This window comes from Rhodococcus sp. T2V, assembly GCF_029269925.1.
Taxonomy (GTDB): domain Bacteria; phylum Actinomycetota; class Actinomycetes; order Mycobacteriales; family Mycobacteriaceae; genus Rhodococcus_F; species Rhodococcus_F koreensis.
Genome location: NZ_JARJBD010000004.1, coordinates 67,845 through 94,270, shown reverse-complemented (window position 1 = coordinate 94,270; position 26,426 = coordinate 67,845). Strand labels below are relative to the sequence as shown.

The window sequence follows — 26,426 nt, the reverse complement described above, 5'->3', positions numbered from 1 at the left end:
CGGTGGATGGGTGCGTGACGAACGAGGTCACGCCCTGCTCACGCTTCCGTCCACCATCGTGCGCCGCCGCATCGGGGAGCGGAAATGCCGTTTCGGCTGGATCTATGCTTGGCAGTTATGACCATCGAACTGCGGCATCTGCGAGCGGTCGTGGCGGTCGCCGAGGCGGGCTCGTTCACCGCCGCGGCGACCGCGCTCCACATCACGCAACCGGCGCTGACCCGAACGGTGCAGCAACTCGAGGCCTCGCTCGGCGTGCGGTTGTTCGACCGGACCTCGCGCGCGCTCGCCCTCACCGAGGACGGCGCCGAGTTCGTCGAGAAGGTGCGCGTCATTCTCGGTGACCTCGATTCCGCGGTGGCGCTGTACACCACCCGAACCCTCGCCCTGGGCTTCAGTTGGCTCCTCCCCGACCCGTGGGCGCAGCAGGTGATCGACGACGTCGAGAGGAACTCCCGCGCCACCGTGGTTCCGCGTCGCTGCGACGACCCCATCGCCGCGCTGAACAACGCCACCGTGGACGCCGCGGTCGTCCGCCGGGACGTCCCGGGCGACGAGTTCGTGCAGCATCCGCTGTTCGAGGAGCAGCGGATCGCGGCGGTATCTGCTGCCTCGCCTCTCGCGAGCCGCGAGTCCATCGACTGGGCGGAGTTCGGAACTCTTCCGCTGGTCATCAACACCCTCAGCGGCACCACGTCCGAGGATCTGTGGCCGAACCATGACGGCCCGGTGGTGACGTGCTCGAATTTCGACGAGTGGCTCGAACTGATCGCTGCGGATCGCGGTGTAGGCACAGTTCCGGAAGTCGCCCGGCGGCGGGTGAACCACCGCAACGTCCGGTTCATCCCGCTGGTCGGTGCGCCGCCCGCGGTCGTGAGGTTCGTGTACCGCCGCAACCGGGTGACGCCGCTGCTGCGGGTATTGCGGGACGCCGCGATCCGCAACTCTCCCCCACCCGGCGGCGCCACCGCCCGTCAACCGCGCTGACCGTCACCGCCGTCACGCAGTTGCGCGATCTCCCGCTCCAGTTCGGCATTGCGGGATTTCAGGATGTCGATTTCGTCCTGCAATCCCTTGCGGGCCAACGTGAGCGATTCCCGCATCCGCGCCTCGCCGTACTTCGGGGGAATGTTCTTCGTGCAGTTCCGGTCCAGCGCCTCGACGTGGACGACGATCGCGCGGTCACAGCCGGCCTTCACGACCCCGTCAGGCGTGGTCAGGAGTCTGGCGACGAGACCCGGATCGTCGGCACGCTCGACGACCTCGGCTCGTCCGTAGACCTTGACTCTGGTGCGGGTGGGGTAGTCGATGAAGAAAAGGGCCACTGCGTCGTTCTCGTCGAGGTTGCCGATCGTGACGAACTGCTGATTTCCCGAATAATCCGCGAGCGCGATCGTCGAGGGATCGAGCACGTGCACGAAGCCGGTCGGTCCGCCCCGGTGTTGGATGTAGGGCCACCCGGAGGGCGTCACCGTCGCGAGGAAGAACGAGTCGGTGGCCCGGATCAGTGCGGTCACAGTTGTGTCGAGTTCGTCGGGCCTGCCTACGTTTTCGCCCTGCGCTCGCCTCCGCCCGTACCAGTGGATGCTTCCCGTCGCCTTCTGCCGCTCGGCCACCGGGGCGGTGAACGCGATCGCACCGTACCGGGTCGGGTGTCTCATGACGAGTACTCGGATTCGATCTGCTTCCACGCCCGCCGGACTATCGGGCTGTCCACTCCCCGCCGTAACGTCAGCACGAACACCACCGCTGTGACCGCGGTGACCGCGACGGGATAGATCAGCGTCTACGTAGATCTCATACTCTCTGCCACTGGTGTGGCGGGCGGGGGAGATGTACGTGTGTCACGGCTACCCGCATCACCATGCGGTGGTGCGGGTTTGACCGTGTCCCACACCGACGCTTCGGGTGCAGGAACATGCTGTTTCGGAGTCACCCCCACCCGGGGTGTCACGGTGGGGAGGCTGCGGCGGACCCGGCGATGCCGCGGCCGAGGTGGTGTCGGACTGGTCTTGTCCCGGGACCTGCGCACCGGCGCGTGCTCGACGACCCGGATCGCGGGCAGCTGCCCCCGCCGCCGGATCACCTTGCGTTTGCCGAGCAGCGCCCGTTTGGCCAGGTTCACCCCCGCGACGTGATCGCGGTTGCCGCCGACCCGACAACCCGAACACCACGCGGTGTGATAGCCGCCGGGGCGGGCAAGGGGTTCGTCGCAGCCCGGACATTGTGCGGACGATCCGCGGGCGGGCACCGACACCACCGCGATCCCCACACCGGCCGCGGTGTGCGCGAGCGCAGCGACGGCTTTACGGCGGGCGGACTGTGCGGCCCGGTTGTTGTTGACCCGTCCGTGTCCACGGGTCTCGAGAGTGGTGAGGTCCTCCACCGCGATCACCTGCGCACCCGCCGCCTCGGCGTAGTCGGTGACCTGGCGGGCGAAATGGAATCCCAGTTCCCGGTTGATCTTCCCGCGCTTGACGCCCACCGCCTCGCGGTGAGCGTTCAGGACGGCGATCTTCTCCTCCAGCCGAGCGCGGACTTCGGAAGGGCCGGTGGCGGCCAGCTTCTCCAACCGGGCCGCCTTGCGGTGCAGCACCTGCCCCTCAGTTTGCAGGCGGGTGAGTTTGGTCCCGAGGCCGCGGTCGTCGTACGTGAAACCCCGAAAGTCCGAGGACAACCCGTCCGGGTCCTCTGTGGTGATGGCGGCGGCGCCGAGCGTGGACGGCGACCAATCCACCCCCACCGCGACGGTCGCCGATACCAGGTCACCCTCGGGGACGAGTTCGGTCGCCGCGCACCGCAACAACAAACCCTGTCCGTCGAGGACCAGAGTCGGCAGGTGCCAGTCGATGATCGCCCGGCCGTGCAGGTGCCCGGGGATGGTGGCGGTCAGCCGGACCCGCCGCCACTGCGCCCGCCCCGCCGGGGCCGGGCAGGTCGGCAGCTTCACCGTCAACCCCAGCTCGTCACCGGTGACGGTGATCTGTGCGAGCTGACGATCGACTGCCGAGAGCCGGGCCATCGCACTTGTCTGAGGCGGGCCCTGCATGTCGGTGATCCGCAACCGACCCGCCGGCATCCCGGTGGTGCGGCGGGCGCGTGCGACGAGCTGACGTCGCACGCCCCGAGCGAAACCGGGCGGCACCCAGTCGCCCGGTTCGGTCGGCGCCGCCAGAGTGCCCGTGGCCGGGTCGAATCGCGCCGACAGTGCCGTGATCGCGGTGTCCCGGTAGGCGAGGGTCCGCAGGGTCGCCATCACCTGCGCGGTCACCACCCTGCTCACCCGCGACGGCACGTAGATTCCGTCCGGGTAGTGCGGGTGCCAGCCGAGGCGGGCGGCGGCGACATGACCCTGTGCGGGCAGCCGGCGACCCGCACCGTCCCGTCCGGCGGCGAGCACATCGAACGTGACCGGCTGCCACAGCCGCGCCACCAACTCGGTGCCGGCCGCGGCGACCAGGTCGAGGAGCCACCCCACCCGGGTATCGACATCGTCGAGACCGATCGACTCGCCGGTCGCGTCATCGACGGCCACGTGGGCGCGGGTGGTGAACGCGAACTGCCGCGGCGCAGTCGATCCCGGCTCGATCACGCCGGCCGGTCCGGCGCCAGGAACACCCCGAATGCAACTTGGCCCATCGCTTTTCCGAGAAGCGCCGCCATCGTCCGACAAGCTCATCGATTACCCCCCTTTCCCGCCCTCTGCCACCCCCGCGAGGCCTCGACTGTAACGCCGACCTCCGACAAGAACCGCTCGATCCGCGCCACCAGCACGAACCGGGTCAATCGATACCACCACACCGCACCACCGGGTGTCTGCCCCCGGGCCGCGTCGTCGAGCATCCGGCCGCGCCCCGCCCGCTGCTCCCACGAGACACGAACCGCGATCCTTGCAGATCCGATACAGCGCACCAATATCGCTCTTCCGCAACATTGTGCTGATCGGCTGGCACCCGGCACCCCAACAGTGCCTTCGCCCTCTCGGGAGTCGCTCCCGCACAACCTGATACAGTCCTGTCTAGATCGACGCCCCGGTCCGCACGGCTACAGAGTTCGGGACCCGAACCCGTGCGCCGAGACGGCAACCGGCCCTCCGTCGGCGCCCTGGCGCACCCCAACGACCGGCAGCCCCACGAATTCCGCAGACGCCAATCCGCGGTGACAGACAGTGCCAGAAACTGGTAGCGAGCACTAGCTGGACGCGGTGATGATCTTGCGAAGACTGCTCTTCGCTCCACCGCTCGCGAGAGCAGGTGGTGAAACGGACTGGCTGGTCATGGGGAATCCTTCTGGGGGACGCGCGGGGTGAGGGTTTTGCGAGGTCGCACCGATCGGGCGCTAGGAGCCGATCGCCGCCAGGTCGTGGGAAGTGCGGCCCAGGATCGAGCAGGCCGTGCCGACCATCTCGTCGATGATCGACGCCACGGTGTCGACTCGATCGATCTGTCCGACGACCTCACCGACGATCAGATTCGCGACGTCGTAGTCCTCGGCCTTCACCGCTGCCCGGAACTGCGCCTGCCTCTCCCGGAGCGCGCCCCGCAGGCCCGACTCGTCGCCGTGCCACCGGCGGATGAAGTCGTTGTGCAGGACTCGTCCCGTGTACCGAGTCGGCCAGGGCTTCTCACGCACGATGTCGAAGGCGCTCTGCCTGATCGTGTCGTCCCCACCCGCCGACAATGCGCGGTGCTGGGCCGCACGCGGAATCGCCGCCTCCTCGGCCGCCCAGAACCTGGTTCCGACGAGGGCGCCGTCGGCACCGAGCGCGAGCGCGGCCGCCAGGCCCCGGCCGTCGCCGATTCCACCGGCCGCCAGCAGCATCACCTCCGGCGCCTCCCGCCGAAGGACATCGGCGATCTCGGGCACCAGAGTGAACGTCGATCGGGCCCCCGTCCCGTGGCCGCCCGCCTCTCCGCCCTGAGCAGCGACGACGCTCGCCCCCACCTCGACCGCCCGGCGCGCCTGGTCGACATCGTGCACCTGGCAGATCAGCGGGATTCCCGCGGCACGAATCGCAGGCGCATGCGGCGCCGGGTCGGCGAAGGAGAGGAAGATCGCCGCAGGCCGGTACCCGATCGTCTTCTCGAGGAGCCTCGGTTGCTGCGCCATGGACCACGTGATGAAGCCACAACCGACCGCGCCGGTCGTCACGTGGTCGAACTGATCACGCAACCAGGCCTCGTCGCCGTATCCGCCGCCGATGAGTCCCAGCCCACCTGCCTCGGCCACGGCGTTGGCCAATCGCCAATCGGAGACGTAATCCATCGGTGCAAGGACTACCGGGTGTTCGATTCCGAATTTCTCGGTCAGACGGTTCTGCAGACTCATGCTGGGCTCCTCCACACAATTCCGACGTGTCGCCGTGTTCTCCACGTGCTGCACGTCACACCGGACGGCTTTGCGACAACGCTAGAAGCCGACAGAAGAGGGGTCCAACGGTTTGTTCCGAACCCTGCGTTCTCCAGAACAGAACGCTCGAGAAGCCGATGGCAGAGGACAGCGGGGTCGCGAAACCCACTGCTCTGCAACAGTTAACGTGCGGCTCGTACAGGAAGCCCCGATTTCTGGGGCCGATCACGCCACGTGTGCGTCGCGCAGGTTCGCGGCTTCCGCGAGGAGGTCGGGGTCTGCGGTCCCTTCGTGGACTGCGCCGATCTCGGCGAGGATCGCGGCCCGAACCTGTTCGAGACCGAGAGCCGGGTTCAGGTCCGTGAGGGACGCCGCCGTGGCGGGGTCGAACTCCAACTCGAGGGCAGCATTGACATCGGCGAGCACCGCCCGCACGGGATCCGAATCGGACACCACGAGTTCGAAGCCGAAGAGCCACGCGCCGGCGACTATTCGCTGCGCGGTCCCCGCCAACTTGACGCGGCCCCCGCCGTTCACCGTCCAATCACCGGGGCAGTACTCACCGGGAACCGGCCCGATGCGAGCATCGACACCGAGCGTCCTCAGCACGGCGACGATCCTCGGGGTGAGGCGCTGGAAGCGGGGCCGGGCCCCGACGATGCCCTCCGTGTCCGGGGAGACGATCTCCACGACGAGGGTCTGCTCGTGGTATGCCGCCGCCCGACCGCCCGCGCCCCGGACGACGGGCGTGAACCCGTGGTGCCGCGCCGCCGCTGCCGCGGCTGGAAACTGCGGCCGAACAGCGTCCAACCGCCCGAACGACAACGTCCGCGCGGGACTGTAGATCCGCACCAGCCCAGACGCATTCGGATCTCGCCCCGTGCGCCGCAGCAGCGCCGAGGCAAACGCCGCATCCATCACGGGATCATCCGGAAAATGCGTGGTCAGCAACTGCTCGATCGTCATACTCCCGTCGGTCCTCTCCGCGGCCGGCACCTCACTACAGTGTCGCCGAGGTGGACGAAAAGAGCACCCTCTTCGTCGCGAAGGCGCGACACCCGCCCGGCCCGGTGAGATGGCCGGGCCGGGCGGGTGTCGCGTTGTCGTGACGCGCCCCGCCGCGCCACCAGGAAAATCGGACCGCGGGAAAGTTACTGCCGGGCGCGGGCTTACGCCCCTACAGCGGCTCGCGCAACCTGCTCGATTCCGGCGGCGTCGAGCTTGTAGTGCCGGTACAGGTGGGTCGGCGGTCCGATCAGCGCGTATTCGTCCTTGACACCGTGCCGGACGACGCGAGTGCCGTACCCGTGTTCGGCGACGACCTCCGCGACCGCGCCCCCGAGACCGCCGATGACATTGTGTTCCTCCACGGTCAGAACGATGCGGGACCGCTGCGCGGCGCGGGCGACGGCATCGGCGTCGAGGGGCTTGATGGTGTGCATGTCGACGACTCCCGTGGAGATCCCGCCTGCGTTCAGAGCCTGCGCGGCCTCGAGAGTGGGATGCACCATCGACCCCGTGGCGATGATCGTCAGGTCGGTGCCGGCACCGTGTTCGATGGCGGTGCCGATCGTGAAGGGGTGAACGCCGTCGGCGTAGACGTCCGGGTCCTGACCTCGGCCGATCCGGAAGTAGATCGGTGCGGGATGATCGACGGCGGCGCGGAGCGCGGCCCCGAGCTGAGCGGTGTCAGCGGGTGCGATGACCGTGAGCCCCGGGATGCTGCGGGTGATGGCGAGATCCTCGGTGGCGTGGTGCGAGGTGCCGTAGAACCCGAGCGTGATACCGGCGTGGTGGCCGATGAGCCGGACCGGCTGCTTGGTGTACGCGATGTCGGTGCGGATCTGCTCGCAGGCCAGGTAGGCCATGAACGACGCGAAGGTCGCAACGTACGGCTGGAGCCCCGTAGTGGCGAGTCCTGCTGCGGTGGAGACCATGTGCTGTTCGGAGATGCCGAACTGGACATAACGGTCGGGGTGCCGCTCCTGGAACGCGACCAGTCCGTTCGAATACTTGAGATCGGCGGTACCGGCGACGATGGGATGGCCCTCGTCCACCAGATCGGCCAAGGTGTCGGCGAGTATGTGGAAGCCGGGCGCCCGTTCGATCAGGGTAAGCAGGTGCCAGGACTCGGCCTGCAGGCCGGGTGCGACGCTCATCGGTTGTTCCTCAGTTCTTCGATCGCGTTGATTTCGTCTTGTTCTGCCAGCCAGCCGAGATGCCAGCCGAATTCGGACTCCATGTAGGAGATGCCCTTGCCCTTGACGGTGTTCGCGATGATCACCGCCGGACGTGTCCGTTCGGGGTCTTCGACGATCGAGCGGAAGGTCGCGAGCAGTGCGCGGACGTCGTGTCCGTCGACCTCGTGCGCGTCCCATCCGAACGCGCGCCATTTGTCGCCGAGCGGCTCGATGTTCGTCACGGTGTCGATGCGGCCGTCGAGAGAGTGGTCGTTGCGATCGACGATCGCGATCAGGTTCGCAACGTCGTGGTGGGCCGCACCGAGCGCGGCTTCCCAGATCTGCCCTTCGTGCAGTTCGCCGTCTCCGAGGAGAACGAAGACGTTGGAGGGGCGGCCCTGCAGGCGGGTGCCGAGAGCGATACCGGTGCCGGTCGACAGGGCATGCCCGAGCGATCCGCTGCTGAAATCGATGCCGGGGATGCGGGTCATGTCGGGGTGGTCGCCGAACGCGTTGCCGAGGCGGGTGTACTCGTCGAGTTCGGCGGGGTCGAAGAATCCCCAATCCGCCAGGAGCGGGTAGAGCGTGGCCGCGGCGTGGCCCTTGCCGAACAGGAAACGGTCTCGGTCGGGCCAATCGGGCTCGCCTTTCCGAAGCCGCATGACGCCGTAGTACAAGGTGGCGAGGATCTCGGCGCAGGAGAAGCCGGACGCGTAGTGGCCGGTCTTGGCGATGGAGATGAGGCGGACGGTTTCGAGACGGGCGAACAGCGCGCGTTCGGAGATCAGGTCGACGAGTTCGTCGTCGTGGTCGGTGACCGGTGGGGTTGGTGTCAGCATGGACGAAAAGTACCAACCATCGGACGTCGTGTCCATAGAGTAATAAGACTATTTGATGGACTGTTTGTCCACTGAGCGATAATCTGGACGCATGGCAAATGACGGAAGTTTGATGTTGGTACGCAAGGTCGCGGAAGTACTCGACTTTCTGACCAAGGGGGAGGCAACCGCCACCGAAATCGCGGAAGCGATACACGAGCCGCGCAGTTCGATGTATCGGCTACTGGCGAGTCTGCAAGAGGAAGACCTCGTGGAGGCGGGATCGCGACGCGGCAAGTTCCGCCTCGGGTTCAAGCTGGTGTCACTCGGTTCGGCGGTGGTCGAACGGTTCGACGAGCGCCGGTTTGCGCAGCCGGTCATGGAAAGACTCCATGCGCTCACCGGCGAGACGGTGTTTCTCTGCGTTCCCCGCGGTGATCAGGCAGTGTGCATCGAACGCCTCGACGGCAAACGCGTGCAGTCGCTGGCCCTGCGGCTGGGAGGGTCCCTGCCGATGCATACCGGTGCCGCCTCCCGCGCCATCCTGGCCTTCCGGGACGAAAGCGAGTGGGAGGCATACATCGCCCGCAACACCCCACTGACCCGACTGACCCCCTCCACCCCCGCCGAGCCGTCCGAATTACGGGCACTCCTGCGGCGCACCCGCGACGAGGGGATCGCGATCAGCGACCAGGACGTGACGGTCGGCGTGGCGGCGATCGGCGTCCCGATCATCGACTACCAGGGCCGGGTCCGGGCGGCACTCTCGATCAGCGGCGTCCGCGAATCCATCCTCGGGGTCGACGGCGACCGGTGGAAGGCGGAGGTGATCAGCGGCGGACAGGAGATCTCTCGCGCCCTCGGCGTAGACCTCGCCGGCCAGAAGGTCGCGAACTTCGGGTAACACCCCGCCGCTGCCCCCTCCTTGCATACTTTGTCTCGCCCACTAGACATGTCGTCCGTGAAGTGAGACAGTGGTGAGCACCATAGTCCGTGGTACGACTCACCAGCAGGGAGGCAAGGACATGAGCGGCGAGCTTCACGACCGCGTGGTCGTGATCACCGGTGCAGGGGGCGGCATCGGCGGGGCCTGTGTTCGACACATGCTCGCAGCGGGGGCCGAGGTGGTCGGCGCCGATCTCGACGTCACCACCTCGGACCTGCCCCACGATTCCGAGCACCTACGCCTGACGACGGTCGACCTTCTCGATCCGTCCGGCGCCCAGACGATGATCGACTTCGCGCTCGACCAGTTCGGGCGCGTCGACGTCCTGGTCAACAACGCCGGCGTAGCGCCGGTGCGCGACAGCTTCCTGACGACGTCCGACGAGGACTGGGCCCTCACGCTGGACCTCAATCTGATGGGCTACGTCCGGGCGTCCCGTGCGGCGATCACGGCGATGCGCCGGCACGGCGACGGCGCCCTCGTCCATATCGCATCGGAAGCGGCCCGGATGCCCAATCCCCGGCTGCCCGACTACAGCGTGTCCAAAGCTGCGATTCTGATGCTCTCGAAAGTCCTCGCCGCGGAGTTCACCTCCGAAGGCATCCGATCGAACGTCGTGTCGCCGGCGTTCATCCGATCTCCTATCTATGACCGGCCCGGCGGTATCGCTGATTCCCTGGCCGCCGAATTCGGCGTCGACAAAGAGACTGCGCTCGCCAAATACGTTGAACTGAACAAGATCCCGGTGGGACGATTGGGGACCGTGGACGAGGTGGCGGGAATCGTCGTCTATCTCGCGTCCACCCGCGCAAGTTTCGTGTCGGGGGCGAATTTCTGCATCGACGGCGGCGTCACGCCCGTCGTCTGACCGATCCAGACCAGCAAGAAGGAACAGCCTGATGTCAGTTCTCGATAAAACCTGTCCACGTGCGAAAACGGCGTCGAAGATCGCTGCTGCACTGGGTACCGCGGTGATAGCGGCCGGCACCATGACAGCGTGCACGTCCGGCGCAGGTGCCGGAGACGACGGCAAGACCACGATCGGCGTCACCCTCAATGCGGCGTCGAACCCCTTCTTCCTCGCGGAAGGCCAGGAGATCGAAGCGGCCGCCGCCGAGAAGCGCGTGGAAGTGTCCGTCCAGTACGCCAATGCCGACGTCGCCGTGCAAAGCGACCAGATCGATACGTTCATCCGGCAGAAGGTGGACTCGATCATCGTCGACGCCGTCGATTCCGACGGCATCGGTCCCGCATTGCTCCGAGCGACGCAGGCGAACATCCCCGTCGTCGCCGTCGATGTCACGGCGATCGGTGCCGACGCGACCGTGACCAGCGACAACGTCCAGGCCGGCCGCGAAGCGTGCACGTATCTCGTCGAGCAACTCGGCGGATCCGGCAAGGTGGCCATCGTCGACGGGGCCGCGGTATCTGCGATCGCGGACCGTATGCAGGGATGCCGGGAAGCGTTCGACGCACACCCGGGCATCGAGGTCGTCGCCACCCAGCGCGCAGACCTCACCCGCGACAAGGCCATGAACGTCGCGAGCACCATCCTCACCGCGAACCCCGACGTGGACGGCTTCTTCGGCGTCAATGATCCCACCGCGATCGGAATCTCCCTCGCTGCACAACAGAAGGGCACCGACGTGAAGGTCGTCGGAGTGGACGGCGCGAAACAACTGACCGACCTACTCGGCAAGAGTTCCATCATCGCCACCTCGGGGCAGGACCCCGCCCAGCTCGGCCGCTCCGGACTCGACATCGCCGTTCGTCTCGCCGACGGCGAGAAGGTCGACAGCGCAACGACATTGATTCCCACCGTCCTCGTCACCGCTGACACCATCACTGCCTACAAGACCTGGGGATGAACCATGGGTACGCTCACGAAGGTCCCCGCAGCGCGTCTCGAAGGCATCACGAAGTCCTTCCACGGCAATTCTGTTCTGCGTGGAGTGTCATTGTCCTTGCATTCCGGATCGGTCTCCGTCCTCGCCGGTGAGAACGGGGCAGGCAAATCGACCCTGATCAAGGTGCTGACCGGTATCCACCAGCCGGACTCGGGAACGATCCACCTCGCCGGCGCCCCAGCGCACTTCACCGGCCCGGGCGACGCACGCGCACACGGACTCACGGTCATCCATCAAGAGCTCAGCGTGGTTCCCGAACTCACCGTCGCAGAGAACATGGTGCTCGGCCGGGAGCCACGGCGGCGCCTGGGCCGATTGGACCGCGGTGCCGCCCGCCGACTCGCGGTCGCGGCACTGGCCCGGGTGGGATCGACTATCCGTCCCGAAACCTATGTGGCCGAACTCAGTACAGGTCAGCAACAGTTGGTGGAGATCGCCCGCGCCCTGTCCGAACAGCCTCGGATCCTCGTCTTGGACGAGCCGACTGCCGCACTCTCGCAGGACGAGGCCGACAATCTGCTCCGCCTCGTTGCCGAACTCAAGTCGCGCGGTCTGGCCATGCTGTACATCAGTCACCGGATGGCGGAAATCGACCGCATCGCCGATCACGTCACCGTCCTCCGCGACGGCGTCGTCGCCGACTCGATGGCCCGAGCGGACATGACCCCGGACCGGATCGTCACGTCGATGGTGGGCAGACCGGTCGAGGCGATGTACCAGCACCGGCGAGCCGCGGCACGCACCGACGTCCGACTCCAGGTCAGCGGCCTCTCCTCCGACAGAGTGCAACCCTGCTCCATCGAGGTACGCGCGGGCGAGGTCGTCGGATTGGCCGGCATCGTCGGCGCCGGCCGAAGCGAACTGTGCCGTCTGGTGGCCGGCTTCGACAAAGCCGCGGCCGGCCGCGTCGAGGTCGACGCCCGCCACGTAGACCTCGGCAACCTCCGCTCGACCGCGGCGGCCGGGATCGTGATGCTCCCGGAGAGCCGCAAGGAACAAGGCCTGTTTCTCGACATGTCGATCGCCGACAATGTCTGCCTCGGTACAGCATTCGGACGCCACCGCTTCGGCCGGACCTCGCCGTCCGCATTGACACGTGCGGCCACTCGATACACCGAGCAGATGCGCGTCAAGACCACCGGCGTCGACCAGCGCGTCGGGGATCTCTCCGGCGGCAATCAGCAGAAGGTCCTGCTCGCGCGCTGTCTGGCCAAGCAACCGTCGGTACTCATCCTCGACGAACCCACCCGCGGCGTCGACATCGGAGCCAAGGCCGACATCTACGCACTCATCAACGAGGTCGCGTCGAAAGGGGTTGCAATACTGTTGATCTCCTCCGAGCTTCCGGAGGTCATCGGACTCTCCGATCGGATCCTCGTCATGCGCGAAGGCGCGATCGTCGCCGAGGTCTCCGGCGACTCCATGACCGAGGAAGGCATCATCCGGCACGCAACCGGAAGCGTGACTGCCCCTTCATCGCTCACCGAGGTAATCTCATGACCACCCAAATTCCCTCCCCCACCCTGCCGACGGCGCCGCACCGGTCCCCGCGAACGAACGGCATCCGGCACCACGTCACCGCACTCGCCGACCGGCTCGGCGTGGCGCTCGCACTCATCGTGCTGATCGCCGTGTTCTCGGCGGTCGCACCGTATTTCCTGTCGGTGGACAACCTTTTCGACGTTGCCCGGCAGATCTCCGTGACCGCCATACTCGGTGCGGGACTGACCTTCGTCATCATGACCGGCGGCATCGACCTGTCCGTCGGGTCGGCGGTGGGCGTGACCGCGTTCGTGGCCGTCGCCCTCTCCATCAACGGCGCTCCGACCCCGATCGCCCTGCTCGGTGCGCTGGCCGCCGGCCTGGTCATCGGATTGATCAACGGTGTACTGGTCGCGGGGCTCGGGTTGGCGTCTTTCATCGTCACCCTCGCCGCGCTGACGTATCTCCGCGGAGTGACCTACGTCGGTACCGACGGCAAGACCCTGTTCTCGACGGACCTCGGCTACGCCGTCCTCGGCCACGGCTCCCTTCTCGGAGTGCCGATTCCGGTGCTCGTCATGGCCGCAGTCTTCGCGGGCGGGTGGTATCTGCTCAATCGCACCGTCTTCGGACGCTGGGTTCGCGCAGTCGGCGGCAACGCCGAAGCCGCCCGGCTGGCCGGCATCCCGGTCCGGCGAGTGCTCACCACCGTGTACGTGATCTCCGGCATCTGCGCGGCCGTGGGCGGAATCATCGCGTCGGCCCGTCTGCAGAGCGCAGTACCGGACCTCGGCGCCGGATACGAATTGTCCGCGATCGCTGCCGTGGTCCTCGGCGGGACGTCACTGATGGGTGGGCGAGGATCGTTGATCGGCACCTTGGTGGGTGCGGCGATCATCGGGGTTCTCGTCAACGGTATGACGCTGCTCGACGTCTCGACGTTCTACCAGCAGATCATCCAGGGCGCGGTCATCGTGCTCGCGGTGGCGCTGGACCGGCTGCGCATCAAGTCCTCGGGGACGCAGCATGCTTGACACACGATCAAAGGAAACCATGACCTACGAAACCATGAATCCCGATGCCGCACTGGCAAAGGTGCCCACCGAACTGTTCATCGGAGGCCGGTGGGTATCACCCGGCACGGGACAGACCATCGCGGTGGAGAATCCCGCAACCGGCGACGTGATCGCCGAAATCGCCGACGGCGGGCTCGCGGACATGGCTGCCGCTGTCGACGCCGCCGCGGCCGCCCAACGAGACTGGGCACGCACCGCACCCCGGGTGCGCTCGGACATCCTGCGCCGCGCCTACACGCTCATGCTCGAGCGATCCGACTACCTCGCCACCCTGACCACCCTCGAGATGGGCAAACCCTACGCCCAGGCGCAGGCCGAGGTAACGTACGCAGCCGAATACCTCCGCTGGTACTCCGAGGAAGCCGTGCGCATCGGCGGCCGCTATACCGTCACCGAATCGGGAGTCGGCCGTATCGTCACGATGGCCCAGCCCGTCGGTCCGTGCCTGTTCGTCACACCGTGGAACTTCCCTCTGGCGATGGGCACCCGCAAGATCGGCCCCGCGCTGGCAGCGGGCTGCACCTGCATCGTCAAACCCGCGAAACAGACTCCGCTGAGCATGCTGGCGACAGCGTCGATCCTCGAAGAGGCCGGTGTTCCCGCCGGCGTGGTCAACATCGTGCCCAGCACCGATTCGAACCGAATCGTGGCCGCGGCAATGAATGATCCACGCCTGCGGAAGATCTCGTTCACCGGCTCGACCGAGGTAGGACAGTCACTCGTGCGGCAGTCGGCCGACCAGTTGCTGCGCGTGTCGCTCGAACTCGGTGGCAACGCCCCGTTCATCGTCTTCGACGACGCGGACGTCGGCTCGGCAGTGGACGCCGCGATACAGGCGAAACTGCGTAACAACGGAGAAGCCTGCACCAGCGCCAACCGCCTGTACGTCCATTCCTCGATCGCCGGCGAGTTCGCTGCCGAACTCGCCGAGCGCTTCTCCGCGTTGACCATCGGCCCCGGCATGGACCCTGGCACCGACATCGGCCCGCTGATCGACGACAAGCAGCGACGCCAAGTACAGAGGCTCGTCGACGACGCCGTCGCCAAGGGCGCACGCGTTGTGACGGGCGGGCACGCCCTCGACCGTCCGGGCTGCTTCTTCGCGCCCACCGTCCTCACCGATGTGCCCGGCGACGCGCTCCTCATCCAGGACGAGATCTTCGGGCCGGTCGCGCCCATCATCTCCTTCGACGACGAAGCCGCGGTCCTCGAATCCGCGAACTCGAGCCGATACGGTCTCGCCTCCTACGTGTTCACCCGCGACCTGGACCGCGCGATCCGCGTCGCCGAACAACTCGACAGCGGAATGGTCGCCGTCAACCAGGGAACGGTGTCGAACCCCGCGGCGCCCTTCGGCGGCGTCAAACACTCCGGCTACGGGCGGGAAGGCGGCCCGGAAGGCCTCGCCGAATACCTGGAGACGAAGTACATCGCATTGGGCGCGGGCACCGCACCCACGAGCACCGGAGGCATCGCATGAGCGGCGGAAAGACTCTGGTCGTCGGCGCCCACGGGGTGATCGGCAGCGCGGTGGTACGCACGCTGACCGACGAGGGCAGGGACGTGGTCACGGTGGCGCGCCGCGGCCCGGTCGAGTTGCCGGGCGGGGCGGCAGTCACCGACCACATCCAGGTCGATCTCCTCGACGGCGCGGCCACCTCGGCTGCGTTCGCCGGGCGTTCCGACATCGACACGATCGTCTACACCGCGTACACCGAACGTGAGTCGATGGCGGCCACCGTGGCACCGAACCTTGCAATGCTTCGGCACGTGCTCGCGGCGGTCGGAGGGTCATCCTCCACACTTCGGCACGTCGTTCTGATCGGCGGTGGAAAGTCGTACGGCGAGCACCTCGGCTTCTACAAGACTCCCGCCAAGGAGACCGACCCCCGCCACCTCGGACCCATCTTCTACAACGACCAGGAGGACCTGCTCTTCGCCGACGCCCAGCAGCACGGGTACACCTGGACTGTCCTCCGACCGGATGCAGTGCTGGGTGTGAGCATCGGATCACCGATGAACATGCTGACCGGTGTCGGCGTCTACGCGACCCTGTGCCGGCACCAAGGTCTGCCACTGCGCTTCCCCGGCACCCCGAAGGCTTGGACGGCGCTGCACCAGGCGACGGACAGCGCCGTCGTGGGCGCTTCGGTGCACTGGGCGCTCGAGGCCGAGACGGCACGCGGAGAGATCTTCAACGTCACCAACGGTGACAACTTCCGCTGGGAGCATCTGTGGTCGGACATCGCCGGCTTCTTCGGCATGGACGTCGCACCGATGCAGCCGATGACGCTGGCCGAGCAGATGGCGGACAAATCCGCACTGTGGGACGACGTCGTCAGCCGGCACCAGCTACGCCCGCTACCGCTGTCCGCGGTGGCTGCCTGGCCGTTCGTCGACGGATGGTTCGCGATGGAGTCCGACATGGTGCAGAGCACGATCAAGATCCGCCGGGCCGGCTTCACCGGGTGCATCGACACCCATGAGAGCTTCGTCGCCAACCTCGAGCAGCTCCGGGCGCTTCGCCTGATTCCGTAATCCCTTTACACTTCTCGACAGGACTGCATCATGACCACCACTTTCAGTGACACCGATCTTCGAACCGACGCCCAGGCGTGGATCGACGGATTCTCCCGGTTCCTCGCCGCCGAACTTTCACCCACCGCTGTCTTCGCCCCGCAGGCCTACTGGCGCGACGTACTCGCGTTCACCGGGGATCTGCGCACGTTCAGCGACGAGATTCCCGCGGAGGTGCTCCGCCGCCAGGAGCTCACGAAGGCAACGAACATCCGCATCGCCGAAGAGCGGACGCCTCCCCGTCTCGTGGAGCGGGCGGGTATCCCCTGCCTGGAGGTCATCTTCGAATTCGACACCCTCGCCGGGTCCGCCGTCGGGGTCGCGCGGCTGGTCGACGTGCCAGAACACGGTCTGCTCGTGCGCTCGCTGTTCACAACCCTCGACCAGCTCACCGACCACCCCGAACGCACCGGTGAGCACCGGCCCGTGGGGCAGGCGGACTCGTCGAAGTTCGGTGGCCCCAACTGGCTGGACCGCCGTGTCGCCGCGCAAGCCTACGAGAACCGCGACCCCGACGTGCTGATCGTCGGCGGTGGCCAGTCGGGACTGACCCTCGCAGCCCGGCTCGGGCAGCTCGACGTCGACGCCCTCGTCGTGGACACCCATGCGCGGCCCGGCGACAACTGGCGCACCCGATACCACGCCCTCACCTTGCACAACGCGGTGTGGCTCAACGACCTTCCGTACATGCCTTTCCCCGCAACCTGGCCGCAGTTCGTTCCCAAGGACAAGCTCGCCGGATGGTTCGAGGCGTACGTCGAGGCCATGGAAATCAACTTCTGGGGTACCACCGCCTTCATCGGCGGAGACTACGACGAACAGTCGCAGTCCTGGGTTGCGCGGGTTCGCCGCGGCGACGGCACCGTTCGCACCCTGCGCCCCAAGCACGTCGTGATCGCGACCGGTGTCAGCGGCATCCCGTACGTTCCGGAGCTCCCCGGACTTTCTCAGTTCACCGGTCGCACACTGCACTCGAGCGAATACGACGACGCGAACGACTTCGCGGGTCAGCGAGTCGTCATCATCGGAACCGGGAACAGCGCCCACGATGTCGCCCAGGACCTGCATGCTCACGGTATCGATGTGACGATGGTGCAGCGCAGCTCGACCACCATTGTGAGCGTGGACCCCTCGGCCGCGGCGGCCGATGCGTCGTACCTGACCGCACCGACCCTCGAGGACTGCGACCTCCTCTCGATGGCGACGGTCTATCCCGACCTCTACACCGGCAGCCAGATGATCACCGCAACGATGAAGGAACTCGACAAGGACCTCATCGCCGCCCTCAATCGCATCGGTTTCCGAACCGACTACGGCGAAGAGGACACCGGCCAGCAGATGAAGTTCATGCGCCGCGGCGGCGGCTACTACCTCAACGTCGGCTGTTCGGATCTGCTGATCTCCGGGCAGGTCGGGCTGGTCCAGTACGCCGACACGGCTGGGTTCGTCCCCGACGGTTTGAGTTTGACCAATGGTGACGTCGTCGAGGCCGACGCCGTCATCCTTGCGACCGGATACCAGACCCAGCAGGAGGGTGTACGCGCCCTGCTCGGCGACGAGATCGCCGACGCGGTCGGCCCCATCTGGGGATACGACGACGAGGGCGAGGTCCGCAACACGTGGAGGCGGACGGCACAACGCGGACTGTGGTTCTCCTCCGGCAACTTCCAGCTCTGCCGGATCTACTCCAAGGTCCTGGCCATGCAGATTCGCACCGAACTCGACAACGACTGAATCCGACCGGCCGGGTGCGACATCGGTGCGCCGACGACGGGGAGGTCCGATGCGCCTGCTCGGGCTCAGCGGACTCTCCCCGACAGCGCCGGTGCCTTCGAGATGTCGAGTTCGCGGATATCCCCTCGGCCGCACGGTTCGTGGTCCTACCCTGGACACGCCGTAATGCACCCCTGGACGCCTGCGCGCAGTGTGCAGGGCCAGCGCGCCGAGAGGTCGTCACGATGCTCCTCAGATCGAGTGTGGTCGTCTTGTCCTGTGCCGTCGCCGTGGTGCTGTCCGCCTCCCCCGCCCAGGCCACGCCGTCTTCGGGGGTGACCGCACAGGTTCTGTTCGAGACGACGGTTCCGGCGGTCGCCGGGAGTTCGGCGGGCACGGATCTGACGCTGCGGCGCATCGAGATCGCCCCCGGCGGCACGACGGGGTGGCACTACCACGACGGCCCGGTGTACGCCTTCGTCGAATCGGGTGTGCTGACGCGCACGCTGCAGGACTGCACGACGGCGGTGACGACCGCCGGTCAGGCGATCACCGAGGACCACGGCAGCGATCACGTCCACGAGGGTTCCAATCTGGGTACGGAACCACTGGTCCTGCTCGCGTTCTACACCGAACCGGAGGGCAAGCCCCTGTCCGAGGACGCGCCGGCGCCGGCCTGCTGATGGCCGGCCGGATCATCGTCGCGTGAGGGCGCCGATCCAGGCGATGGCTCCCGCGACGTCGTCCACCGTTGCCGTCGCCGGCGGCAACGGCGGACGGCGAATCATCAGTACCGGGACGCCCAGCGCGCGTGCGGCGTCCAGTTTCGCGTCGGTCTGACCGCCGCCGCTGTTCTTGGTGACGAGGACGTCGATGCGGTGCTCGCGCATCAGTGCGGTCTCGTCGGCGACCGCGAACGGCCCGCGGGCCAGGAGCAGCGCCGAGTGCGGCGGCATCGCGACGTCGGGCGGATCGATCGCGCGGATCAGGAACCACAGTGCGTGCAGGTCTGCGAACGCGTCGACGCCCTGCCTGCCGATGGTGAGGAAGATTCTCGTTCCCAGTCCGGGCAGCAGTTCGGCGGCGTCGGCGAGGTCCGCGGCGCCGTGCCAATGTTCACCCGGACGCGGCGACCACTCGGGGCGACGGAGAACCACCAGCGGGATGCCGCGGCGGTGCGCGGCATCGGCGGCGTTGCGCGTGATCTGCGCCGCGAACGGGTGCGTCGCATCGACGATCGCATCGACGGGATGCACGCGCAACCACTCCGCGAGGCCGTCCGCTCCCCCGAAACCGCCGATCCGCACGTCACCGACGGGCAGGCGCGGTTCACGGACCCGGCCGGCGAGAGAGGACACGGCCTCGACACCCGGAACGTCCGCGAGTGCCGCGGCCAACGCGCGGGCCTCCCCGGTGCCGCCGAGGATCAGGATCCACGTCACGCTCAGTGGGTGGTGCGCTCGCGGGTGGCGGAATACAGGTAGCTGTCCGGAAACCCCTCGGCAGCAAGCACCTTACCGACGATCACCACCGCGGTCTTCGTGACGCCCGCCGCCTTCACCTGATCGGCGATGGTGGCCAGGGTGCCGCGCAGCACGATCTCGTCGGGACGCGACGCGAACGCGACGACAGCGGCCGGACAGTCGCGGCCGTAGTTCTCGGCGAGTTCTTCGGCGATCTGATCGATCCGGTGCGCTCCCAGGTGCACCACCATCGTGGCGCCGCTGCGGCCGAGGGAACGCAGGTCCTCACCCTCCGGCATCGCGGTGGACAGGGTGGACACGCGGGTCAGCACGATCGACTGCGAGACACCGGGAACGGTCAGTTCCCGGCCCAGCGACGCCGCCGCCGCGGTGAACGCGGGCACCCCGGGCACGACCGTGTACGCGACCCCGGCGGATTCGAGCCTGCGGACCTGTTCGGCGACGGCACTGAAGATCGACGGGTCACCCGAATGCAGTCGCGCGACGTCCTGACCGGCCGCGTCGGCCTCGATCAGCAGGGCGACGATCTCGTCGAGACTCAGACGCGCCGTGTCGATCACCCGCGCCCCCTCGGGGCATTCCGCCAGGAGTTCCTGCGGGACGAGGCTGCCCGCGTACAGACAGACGGGGCTGGCCGCGATGATCCGCTGCGCGCGAACCGTGATCAGGTCGGCCGCACCGGGACCGGCTCCGATGAAGTACACCGTCATGCCACAACACCTTTCGACTGCTTCGTCACCGACCACTGCGCCACCGGCAGTTGCGGCCGCCACGCGGTGAACCCACCGAGCGGCTCGCCCCGGTACACCTGAAATTTGCGGAGCTGCCCACCGCAGTGTGAGAACCACTGCAGCAGGAGCGCTTCCGATTCCGCCGTCACCGCGTTGGCCACCAGCCGGCCGCCGACCCGGAGCCGGGACCAGCACTCGTCCAGCAGACCGTCCTGGGTGACGCCACCGCCGACGAAGATCGCGTCCGGCGCGGACAGGTCGGCGGGGACGTCGTCGAATGCCGCGGGTGCGTCGCCGAACACGGCGAGGGACGGCACCCCGAGCGCTTCGGCGTTCGACGCGATCTGGTCGACGCGTGCCGCACTGCGCTCGAAAGTCGCTGCCCGGCAGAGGGGGTGAGTACGCATCCATTCGATCGCGACGGTGCCCGATCCGCCTCCCACGTCCCACAGCAACTCCCCCGCCGCGGGTGCGAGGGCGCACAGCGTCAGGGCGCGGATCTCGTGTTTGGTCATCTGCCCGTCACCGGTGAACGCGGCATCGGGCAGTCCCGGCAGCCGCGTCAGCCGGACGGCGCCGGCCTCGGCGCGGCAGTCGATCGCGATCACGTTCAGCCGGGGCCCCGGCTCGTGCGACCACGCCGACGCCGTTCCGTCGAGCCTCGACTCGCAGGGTCCGCCCAGTTCGCCGAGCACGGTGAGCCGGGACGGCCCGAACCCCCGTCCCGTCAGGAGTTCGGCAACGGCCGCGGGGGTGTGCTCGTCGCGGCTCAGCACCAGCAGTCGCGTCCGATCGCCGAGTGCCGGCAGGAGCGTGTCCACGGGCCGATTCACGAGACTGACCACCGGTGTCTCGTGCGCCGCCCAACCCAGCCGGGCACAGGCCAGGGTGGCGGAGGACGGGTGCGGAATCACCCGCACCCGGTCCGCGCCGAGGAGGCCGACCAGAGTGACACCGATGCCGTGGAACATCGGGTCTCCGCTGGCGAGCACGCAGACCCGCCGGCCCTGGTGCTGCTCGAACAGACCGGGCAGTGCCGGGACCAGCGGCGACGGCCAGGCCACCCGCAGCGCGGGCGACTCGGGAATCAGGGCGAGTTGGCGCCCCGAACCCATCACGACGTCGGCAGCCTCGATCGCGCGGCGCGCAGCCGGCGACAGACCGTCCCACCCGTCGGCACCGATACCGACGACGACGATCGGGTCGGTCATCGCGGCATCCGGCGCCAGATCGCCTGCGGCAGCAGTCGTATGACGAAGAACACCGGCCGCAACCGTCCCGGCACCCATACTCGGCTCGCGCTGCGGCGCAGGCCCCGCACGGTCGCGTCCGCGACCTGTGCCGGCGTGCTCGACATCGGCGCGGGCGACATTCCCTCGGTCATCCGGCCGATCACGAAGCCGGGCCGCACGAGCAGCAGGGACACCCCGCTGCCGTGGAGGGCGTCGCCCAGACCGGAGGCGAACCCGTCCAGGCCGGCCTTCGCCGACCCGTAGACGTAGTTGGCGCGGCGCACCCGCACACCCGCGACGGACGAGAACACCACGATCCGTCCCGACCGCTGCTCCCGGAGCAGGGTGGCGAGGTGGGTGAGCACAGAGACCTGCGCGACGTAGTCGGTGTGGACCACGGCGACGGCGTGCCGTGCGTCCCGCTCGGCGCGCGCCTGGTCGCCCAGAATGCCGAACGCCAGCACCGCCACCGACAGCGGGCCGTGGGCGTCGACGACGGATCTCAGCAGCTTCTCGTGGCTGTCGAGGTCGTCGGCGTCGAATTCCACGCAGTCCACCGCAGACGCGCCCGCATCGAGCAGCGCCTGCCGCTCGGCGGCGAGTTCGGTGCTGCGGCGGGCGGCGAGGACGATCGTGCGGCCGGGCGCGAGCCGGGAGGCGATCTCGAGACCGATCTCGCTGCGACCACCGAGCAGGAGTACCACCCCGTCGTCGCGCTTTCCGCTGTTCTTCTTCGATCCCAGGCTCACCCGTCCAGTGTCCTGGATTACCGTCGGGGGATGGACCGCACCCCCTCCACCCCGATCCGCCTGCCCGACGCGGCGCTCGCCTTCCTCGGCGAATACCACCTCGGGACGCTCACCACGCTGCGCAAGAACGGCACCCCGCACGTCGTCGCCGTCGGCTTCACCTGGGATCAGGAGCACGGGCTGGCACGGGTCATCACCAACGGCTCCTCGCAGAAGGCCCTCAACGCCGAACGCGGAGGGTACGGCGCGGTCAGCCAGGTGGACGGACCGCGCTGGATGACGCTCGAAGGTCCCGCCCGGGTCCTCACCGACCCCGAATCCGTCGCCGACGCCGTGGCCCGCTACGCCGCGAGGTACCGCCAGCCCCGGGTGAACCCGACACGGGTGGTCGTGGAGATCGCCGTCAGCCGCGTACTCGGCTCGGCTGCGCTGCGTCACGACTGAACCGCAGCGTCCACGGGACCCGCGCCGACTCGAGCTGCACCGCGAGGCTCATCTTGGACACGCCGTCGGTGCGTTCCTCGAACCGGATCGGGACCTCGGCGATCGTCATGCCGCGTTGCACCACCCGGTAGTTCATCTCCACCTGGAACGCGTACCCGTTGCTCTGCACACCCTCGACGTCGATGGCCCGCAGCGTGTCCGCGTGCCACGCCTTGAATCCGGCGGTGGCGTCCTTGACCCGCAACCGCAGGATCGCGTTGACGTAGAAGTTCGCCCACGCCGACAGCGCCTTGCGGTGCCAGGGCCAGTCGCTGGCGACCGCGCCGCCCGCCACGTAGCGGGAGCCGAGCACGACGGCCGCATCCGTCGTCGTCAGCGTCTCCACCATCCGCGGGATGGCCTCGGTGGGGTGCGACAGGTCGGCGTCCATCTGGATCACGATGTCCGCGCCCTCGGACAGCGCACGCGTCATTCCGGCGACGTAGGCCCGCCCGAGGCCGTCCTTCACGGTCCGGTGCAGCACACCGACCGGGATCGGACCGCTCTGCGCGAGCGTGTCGGCGACCTCACCGGTGCCGTCCGGCGAGTTGTCGTCGACGACCAGCACGTGCAGGTTCGGGATGGCCAACGCCGCGAGAAGCTCGACGATCTTGGGCAGGTTGTCGCGTTCGTTGTAGGTCGGGACGACGACGGTTACCTTCGGGGCGACGCTTTCCATGACACCTTCGGTTGATCTGTGATCCCGACTCTCCGCGGACGTGCAGCGGCGAGTGCGGTCGTGAACAAATGGGAGATGTTACTACCCGCGCCGCACCGCCCCGCACACTCCCGGTTCCCGCGGCGTACTCAGCCCGGGAGAACCGTCAACCCGTGCGGCCGGGTGTTGACCGGCTCACAGCCGTCCGCGGTCACGATGACGATGTCCTCGATGCGGGCACCCCACTCCCCGCGGAAGTAGATTCCCGGTTCCACACTGAAGGCCATCCCCTCGGTCAGTTCGATCGCGTTACCCGAGACGATGTACGGCTCCTCATGCACCGACAGACCGATTCCGTGCCCGGTCCGATGCACGAACACCTCGGCGAGCCCCTGCGCGGCCAGCAGGTCCCTGGCGGCCGCGTCGACCGCCTCGGCGGTGACGCCGGGACGCACCAGGGCGACCGCCGCCGCCTGCGCCTGCTCGAGCACCGCGAACTTCGCGGCCACACCCGGATCGGGTTCACCCATGCTGTAGGTGCGGGTGGAGTCGGAGTTGTACCCGGGTTCGACGGGTCCGCCGATGTCGATGACCACGACGTCACCCGACTCGACGACCCGCTCGGACACCTCGTGGTGCGGGTCGGCGCCGTGCGGTCCCGAGCCGACGATGACGAACGCCGCCTCGGTGTGGCCCTCGTCGAGGATCGCCGCCGTGATGTCCGCCGCCACCGCGGCCTCGGTGCGGCCCACCTTCAGGAACTCTCCCATCCGGGCGTGGACCCGGTCGATGGCCTGACCGGCCCGGCGCAACGCGTCGATCTCCGCGTCGTCCTTGACCATCCGCAGCTCCCGCAGCACGTCGGTGGCCAGGACCGGCAGCGCCCCGAGCGCCTCCGACAGCGGAATCAGGTGCAGCGCGGGCATCGCATCCGTGACGGCGGTCCGCGCAGGAGACGGCAGCAGACCCGACACCAGCGCGTACGGGTCGACCCCGTCCACCCAGTCGCGGACCGTCAGACCCAGTTCGGACGTGGCGGATTCGGTCAGCGCGGCCAGTTCGAGCCGCGGCACGACCACGGACGCGGTGTCGCCGTTCGCCGGAATCACCAGGCAGGTGAGCCGTTCGAACGACTCCGCGCGCGAACCCAGCAGATACCGCAGATCCGGTCCGGGCGTGATGAGGAGACCGTCGAGTCCGGCATCACGGGCCAGGGCGCCTGCCCGCGCGATCCGGTCGGCATAGATGGTCGTCGGGAAACGTGAAGGCGATGCGCCGAGGGAACTCATGGCTTCAGGCTAAACCGGTTTGGCAGGATGAGGGTCATGACAGGGCCTCTGCTTCTCCTCGACGGTGCCAGCCTGTGGTTTCGCGCGTACTACGCGCTACCCGACTCGATCACTTCACCTGACGGTCGATCCGTCAACGCAGTGCGCGGATTCACCGACATGGTGGCCGCACTGATCACCAAGCACCAGCCGTCCCGGCTCGCGGTGTGCCTCGACCTGGACTGGCGGCCCGCGTTCCGCGTCGAAGCGGTGCCCACCTACAAGGCGCACCGGGTGGCCGAGGACACCGGCGGGGCGGAGGAAGAGGTCCCCGACACCCTGTCGCCACAGGTCCCGATGATCCTGGATGTCCTGGCCGCCACCGGAATCGCGACCGCGGGCGCGGAAGGCCTCGAAGCCGACGACGTTCTCGGCACCCTCGCCGCCACCGAGACCCGCGACCCGGTCGTCGTGGTCACCGGCGACCGCGACCTCCTGCAGGTCGTCACGAACGACCCGGTGCCCGTGCGGGTGCTGTACGTGGTGCGCGGACTCGCCAAGGCGGAGTTGCTCGGGCCCGAAGAAGTGGCAGCCAAGTACGGGGTGCCCACCGACCGGGCCGGTGAGGCCTACGCCGAACTCGCGCTGCTGCGCGGCGACTCGTCCGACGGACTGCCGGGCGTGAAGGGAATCGGTGAGAAAACCGCGTCCAGCCTGATCATGCAGTACGGATCGCTCGCCGCGCTGCGGGCCGCGGCCGTCGATCCAGAATCGGACATGGCGAAGGGTGCGCGCGCGAAGTTCGCCGCCGCGGCCGACTATCTCGACGCGGCGCTGCCGGTGGTGCGGGTCGTGCGCGACGCGGACGTCGAACTGTCCCGCGAAGACACGCTGCCCGCCGAACCGGTCGACGCGGACCGGCTCGGCAGGCTGGCGGACGAACTCGGAATCGAGAACTCCGTGGGACGCCTCACGACGGCGATGAAAAAGGTGGCCGCCGCACGGGTTCCGTGACGGTCGGGTGGGCCGCCGCCTAGCTGGGGCGGCTCACCTCGTAGGTGCCCTTGTCGTCGGTGAAGGTCAGAGTGACCTGCTTCTTCTCACCGTCGACGGTGAGGCTGCACGTGAAACTGTTGCCCTTCTTCACTTCCTGGCCCGAGGGGCAGGTGACACCGGACACGTTCTCGGCGCCGTACGAATCGGTGACGATGCGCTCGACACCGTCCTCCGCCGCCTTCTGATCGAGAGTGTCCGTGCCGAACACCGTGAACGCCAGCACCAGGGCGATACCCACGATCACCAGCAGTGCCACCACACCGCCGATGATCAACGGCAGCTTCGACTTCCCCGAGGACGGCGGCTGACCCCACTGCTGCTGGCCGGGGGCCGGTCCCCACTGCTGCGGCTGACCCGGTTGCTGACCCCACTGCGGCTGCCCAGGCTGCTGGCCCCACTGCCCCGGCCCCGGCTGTCCGAGCTGACCGGGCTGCGGCTGCTGACCCCACTGGGGCTGTCCGGGCTGCTGGCCCCACTGCGGCTGCCCGGGCTGCTGAGGCTGACCCGGTTGCTGACCCCACGGCTGGGCGGGCGGCTGCTGACCGTACTGCGGCGCGCCGTACTGGCCGCCGGTCTGGTCAGGATTGCCCTGGCCCGGTTGCTGTCCCTGGGCCCATTGCCCGTTCGGGTCGTTCGGTCCGTAAGGGCCGCTCATCGTCGCCTCCCGCTCACGTGTCAAGTTTTGTACCTACCGTAACGCCCCACCATCGGATTCGG

25 protein-coding genes are annotated in these 26,426 nt (G+C 68.0%); 12 read left to right on the top strand and 13 right to left on the bottom strand.

The genetic code is table 11. From position 1 onward, the window contains the following. Positions 1 to 117 precede the first annotated feature (117 nt). Positions 118 to 987 (top strand): LysR family transcriptional regulator, encoded by an 870-nt coding sequence (locus tag P3H15_RS05300; RefSeq protein ID WP_276136276.1) that lies wholly within the window; start codon positions 118 to 120, stop codon positions 985 to 987. Here the strand turns inward: P3H15_RS05300 and P3H15_RS05295 are convergent. From P3H15_RS05295 to P3H15_RS05270, 6 genes are all read right to left on the bottom strand, one after another. Next, positions 975 to 1,661, bottom strand: coding sequence for a pyridoxamine 5'-phosphate oxidase family protein (locus P3H15_RS05295; protein WP_276136275.1), 687 nt, complete (start codon positions 1,659 to 1,661; stop codon positions 975 to 977). The two genes, P3H15_RS05300 and P3H15_RS05295, sit on opposite strands and share 13 nt — an antisense overlap. 125 nt (positions 1,662 to 1,786) lie before the next feature. Continuing rightward, positions 1,787 to 3,592: a zinc ribbon domain-containing protein gene (locus P3H15_RS05290; protein ID WP_276136274.1), complete on the bottom strand. Its 1,806-nt coding sequence runs from the start codon at positions 3,590 to 3,592 to the stop codon at positions 1,787 to 1,789. A gap of 746 nt (positions 3,593 to 4,338) precedes the next feature. Continuing rightward, positions 4,339 to 5,328: a nitronate monooxygenase gene (locus tag P3H15_RS05285; RefSeq protein WP_346348751.1), complete on the bottom strand. Its 990-nt coding sequence runs from the start codon at positions 5,326 to 5,328 to the stop codon at positions 4,339 to 4,341. Positions 5,329 to 5,574: 246 nt separating this feature from the next. After that, a complete protein-coding gene (locus P3H15_RS05280; protein WP_276136272.1) occupies positions 5,575 to 6,315 on the bottom strand; it encodes a lipoate--protein ligase family protein in 741 nt (246 codons plus the stop codon). 203 nt (positions 6,316 to 6,518) lie between these two features. Then, the gene (locus P3H15_RS05275; RefSeq protein ID WP_276136271.1) at positions 6,519 to 7,508 is read right to left on the bottom strand and encodes a transketolase family protein; all 990 of its coding nucleotides are present in this window, start codon (positions 7,506 to 7,508) and stop codon (positions 6,519 to 6,521) included. Beyond that, positions 7,505 to 8,368 (bottom strand): transketolase, encoded by an 864-nt coding sequence (locus tag P3H15_RS05270; protein WP_276136270.1) that lies wholly within the window; start codon positions 8,366 to 8,368, stop codon positions 7,505 to 7,507. Before P3H15_RS05270 ends, P3H15_RS05275 begins: the two co-directional genes overlap by 4 nt. Before the next feature lie 91 nt (positions 8,369 to 8,459). Between P3H15_RS05270 and P3H15_RS05265 the strand changes: the two genes are divergently transcribed. From P3H15_RS05265 to P3H15_RS05225, 9 genes are all read left to right on the top strand, one after another. Beyond that, positions 8,460 to 9,251, top strand: coding sequence for an IclR family transcriptional regulator (locus tag P3H15_RS05265; RefSeq protein ID WP_276136269.1), 792 nt, complete (start codon positions 8,460 to 8,462; stop codon positions 9,249 to 9,251). Positions 9,252 to 9,372: 121 nt separating this feature from the next. After that, entirely contained in the window at positions 9,373 to 10,161 is a 789-nt protein-coding gene (locus tag P3H15_RS05260) for an SDR family NAD(P)-dependent oxidoreductase (RefSeq protein WP_276136268.1), read from the top strand. Positions 10,162 to 10,192: 31 nt separating this feature from the next. Beyond that, the gene (locus P3H15_RS05255) at positions 10,193 to 11,161 is read left to right on the top strand and encodes a substrate-binding domain-containing protein (protein WP_276136267.1); all 969 of its coding nucleotides are present in this window, start codon (positions 10,193 to 10,195) and stop codon (positions 11,159 to 11,161) included. Positions 11,162 to 11,164: 3 nt separating this feature from the next. Then, positions 11,165 to 12,700 carry a sugar ABC transporter ATP-binding protein gene (locus P3H15_RS05250; RefSeq protein ID WP_276136266.1) on the top strand — a complete coding sequence of 512 codons (1,536 nt, stop codon included), beginning with the start codon at positions 11,165 to 11,167 and terminating at the stop codon, positions 12,698 to 12,700. Beyond that, positions 12,697 to 13,716, top strand: coding sequence for an ABC transporter permease (locus tag P3H15_RS05245; RefSeq protein WP_276136265.1), 1,020 nt, complete (start codon positions 12,697 to 12,699; stop codon positions 13,714 to 13,716). Before P3H15_RS05250 ends, P3H15_RS05245 begins: the two co-directional genes overlap by 4 nt. Before the next feature lie 19 nt (positions 13,717 to 13,735). Next, positions 13,736 to 15,238 (top strand): NAD-dependent succinate-semialdehyde dehydrogenase, encoded by a 1,503-nt coding sequence (locus P3H15_RS05240; protein ID WP_276136264.1) that lies wholly within the window; start codon positions 13,736 to 13,738, stop codon positions 15,236 to 15,238. Then, positions 15,235 to 16,296: an SDR family oxidoreductase gene (locus P3H15_RS05235; RefSeq protein WP_276136263.1), complete on the top strand. Its 1,062-nt coding sequence runs from the start codon at positions 15,235 to 15,237 to the stop codon at positions 16,294 to 16,296. The genes P3H15_RS05240 and P3H15_RS05235 overlap by 4 nt, the downstream gene beginning before the upstream one ends. Before the next feature lie 30 nt (positions 16,297 to 16,326). Further along, a complete protein-coding gene (locus tag P3H15_RS05230) occupies positions 16,327 to 18,069 on the top strand; it encodes an NAD(P)/FAD-dependent oxidoreductase (RefSeq protein ID WP_276136262.1) in 1,743 nt (580 codons plus the stop codon). Positions 18,070 to 18,293: 224 nt separating this feature from the next. Beyond that, positions 18,294 to 18,731 (top strand): cupin domain-containing protein, encoded by a 438-nt coding sequence (locus tag P3H15_RS05225; RefSeq protein ID WP_276136261.1) that lies wholly within the window; start codon positions 18,294 to 18,296, stop codon positions 18,729 to 18,731. A 12-nt stretch (positions 18,732 to 18,743) separates the two neighbouring features. On the opposite strand, the gene P3H15_RS05220 is transcribed toward P3H15_RS05225, so the two are convergent. Genes P3H15_RS05220 through P3H15_RS05205 form a run of 4 tightly spaced genes read right to left on the bottom strand, consistent with a single transcriptional unit; the run spans position 18,744 to position 22,244 of the window. Continuing rightward, positions 18,744 to 19,490, bottom strand: coding sequence for a cobalt-precorrin-6A reductase (locus P3H15_RS05220; protein ID WP_276136260.1), 747 nt, complete (start codon positions 19,488 to 19,490; stop codon positions 18,744 to 18,746). A gap of 2 nt (positions 19,491 to 19,492) precedes the next feature. Further along, positions 19,493 to 20,242, bottom strand: a complete 750-nt coding sequence (gene cobM / locus P3H15_RS05215; RefSeq protein ID WP_276136259.1) for a precorrin-4 C(11)-methyltransferase — start codon at positions 20,240 to 20,242, stop codon at positions 19,493 to 19,495. Next, positions 20,239 to 21,474 carry a precorrin-6y C5,15-methyltransferase (decarboxylating) subunit CbiE gene (cbiE, locus tag P3H15_RS05210; RefSeq protein ID WP_276136258.1) on the bottom strand — a complete coding sequence of 412 codons (1,236 nt, stop codon included), beginning with the start codon at positions 21,472 to 21,474 and terminating at the stop codon, positions 20,239 to 20,241. Before cbiE ends, cobM begins: the two co-directional genes overlap by 4 nt. Beyond that, positions 21,471 to 22,244 carry an SDR family NAD(P)-dependent oxidoreductase gene (locus P3H15_RS05205; protein ID WP_276136257.1) on the bottom strand — a complete coding sequence of 258 codons (774 nt, stop codon included), beginning with the start codon at positions 22,242 to 22,244 and terminating at the stop codon, positions 21,471 to 21,473. The genes cbiE and P3H15_RS05205 overlap by 4 nt, the downstream gene beginning before the upstream one ends. A gap of 30 nt (positions 22,245 to 22,274) precedes the next feature. Here P3H15_RS05205 and P3H15_RS05200 point away from each other — a divergent pair, with 30 nt between their 5' ends. After that, positions 22,275 to 22,688 (top strand): TIGR03618 family F420-dependent PPOX class oxidoreductase, encoded by a 414-nt coding sequence (locus P3H15_RS05200; RefSeq protein WP_012687822.1) that lies wholly within the window; start codon positions 22,275 to 22,277, stop codon positions 22,686 to 22,688. Here P3H15_RS05200 and P3H15_RS05195 read toward each other — a convergent pair. Then, positions 22,648 to 23,406, bottom strand: coding sequence for a polyprenol monophosphomannose synthase (locus P3H15_RS05195; protein ID WP_276136256.1), 759 nt, complete (start codon positions 23,404 to 23,406; stop codon positions 22,648 to 22,650). The two genes, P3H15_RS05200 and P3H15_RS05195, sit on opposite strands and share 41 nt — an antisense overlap. Before the next feature lie 128 nt (positions 23,407 to 23,534). Further along, the gene (locus tag P3H15_RS05190) at positions 23,535 to 24,674 is read right to left on the bottom strand and encodes a Xaa-Pro peptidase family protein (protein WP_276136255.1); all 1,140 of its coding nucleotides are present in this window, start codon (positions 24,672 to 24,674) and stop codon (positions 23,535 to 23,537) included. 36 nt (positions 24,675 to 24,710) lie between these two features. Between P3H15_RS05190 and P3H15_RS05185 the strand changes: the two genes are divergently transcribed. After that, the gene (locus tag P3H15_RS05185; protein ID WP_276136254.1) at positions 24,711 to 25,667 is read left to right on the top strand and encodes a 5'-3' exonuclease; all 957 of its coding nucleotides are present in this window, start codon (positions 24,711 to 24,713) and stop codon (positions 25,665 to 25,667) included. Between the two features lie 19 nt (positions 25,668 to 25,686). Here the strand turns inward: P3H15_RS05185 and P3H15_RS05180 are convergent, their stop codons facing one another. Continuing rightward, entirely contained in the window at positions 25,687 to 26,364 is a 678-nt protein-coding gene (locus P3H15_RS05180; protein WP_276136253.1) for a DUF4333 domain-containing protein, read from the bottom strand. Between the last annotated feature and the right edge of the window lie 62 nt (positions 26,365 to 26,426).

Bases quoted from the DNA above. Each gene is read 5' to 3' on its own strand.
- P3H15_RS05195 (WP_276136256.1), bottom strand. From the start codon at position 23,406: ATGGAAAGCGTCGCCCCGAAGGTAACCGTCGTCGTCCCGACCTACAAC.
- P3H15_RS05225 (WP_276136261.1), top strand. From the start codon at position 18,294: ATGCTCCTCAGATCGAGTGTGGTCGTCTTGTCCTGTGCCGTCGCCGTG.
- P3H15_RS05240 (WP_276136264.1), top strand. From the start codon at position 13,736: ATGACCTACGAAACCATGAATCCCGATGCCGCACTGGCAAAGGTGCCC.
- P3H15_RS05280 (WP_276136272.1), bottom strand. From the start codon at position 6,315: ATGACGATCGAGCAGTTGCTGACCACGCATTTTCCGGATGATCCCGTG.
- P3H15_RS05255 (WP_276136267.1), top strand. From the start codon at position 10,193: ATGTCAGTTCTCGATAAAACCTGTCCACGTGCGAAAACGGCGTCGAAG.
- P3H15_RS05270 (WP_276136270.1), bottom strand. From the start codon at position 8,368: ATGCTGACACCAACCCCACCGGTCACCGACCACGACGACGAACTCGTC.
- P3H15_RS05245 (WP_276136265.1), top strand. From the start codon at position 12,697: ATGACCACCCAAATTCCCTCCCCCACCCTGCCGACGGCGCCGCACCGG.
- P3H15_RS05250 (WP_276136266.1), top strand. From the start codon at position 11,165: ATGGGTACGCTCACGAAGGTCCCCGCAGCGCGTCTCGAAGGCATCACG.
- P3H15_RS05185 (WP_276136254.1), top strand. From the start codon at position 24,711: ATGACAGGGCCTCTGCTTCTCCTCGACGGTGCCAGCCTGTGGTTTCGC.
- P3H15_RS05230 (WP_276136262.1), top strand. From the start codon at position 16,327: ATGACCACCACTTTCAGTGACACCGATCTTCGAACCGACGCCCAGGCG.
- P3H15_RS05190 (WP_276136255.1), bottom strand. From the start codon at position 24,674: ATGAGTTCCCTCGGCGCATCGCCTTCACGTTTCCCGACGACCATCTAT.
- cobM (WP_276136259.1), bottom strand. From the start codon at position 20,242: ATGACGGTGTACTTCATCGGAGCCGGTCCCGGTGCGGCCGACCTGATC.
- P3H15_RS05260 (WP_276136268.1), top strand. From the start codon at position 9,373: ATGAGCGGCGAGCTTCACGACCGCGTGGTCGTGATCACCGGTGCAGGG.
- P3H15_RS05285 (WP_346348751.1), bottom strand. From the start codon at position 5,328: ATGAGTCTGCAGAACCGTCTGACCGAGAAATTCGGAATCGAACACCCG.
- P3H15_RS05275 (WP_276136271.1), bottom strand. From the start codon at position 7,508: ATGAGCGTCGCACCCGGCCTGCAGGCCGAGTCCTGGCACCTGCTTACC.
- P3H15_RS05295 (WP_276136275.1), bottom strand. From the start codon at position 1,661: ATGAGACACCCGACCCGGTACGGTGCGATCGCGTTCACCGCCCCGGTG.
- P3H15_RS05235 (WP_276136263.1), top strand. From the start codon at position 15,235: ATGAGCGGCGGAAAGACTCTGGTCGTCGGCGCCCACGGGGTGATCGGC.
- P3H15_RS05300 (WP_276136276.1), top strand. From the start codon at position 118: ATGACCATCGAACTGCGGCATCTGCGAGCGGTCGTGGCGGTCGCCGAG.
- cbiE (WP_276136258.1), bottom strand. From the start codon at position 21,474: ATGACCGACCCGATCGTCGTCGTCGGTATCGGTGCCGACGGGTGGGAC.
- P3H15_RS05180 (WP_276136253.1), bottom strand. From the start codon at position 26,364: ATGAGCGGCCCTTACGGACCGAACGACCCGAACGGGCAATGGGCCCAG.
- P3H15_RS05265 (WP_276136269.1), top strand. From the start codon at position 8,460: ATGGCAAATGACGGAAGTTTGATGTTGGTACGCAAGGTCGCGGAAGTA.
- P3H15_RS05200 (WP_012687822.1), top strand. From the start codon at position 22,275: ATGGACCGCACCCCCTCCACCCCGATCCGCCTGCCCGACGCGGCGCTC.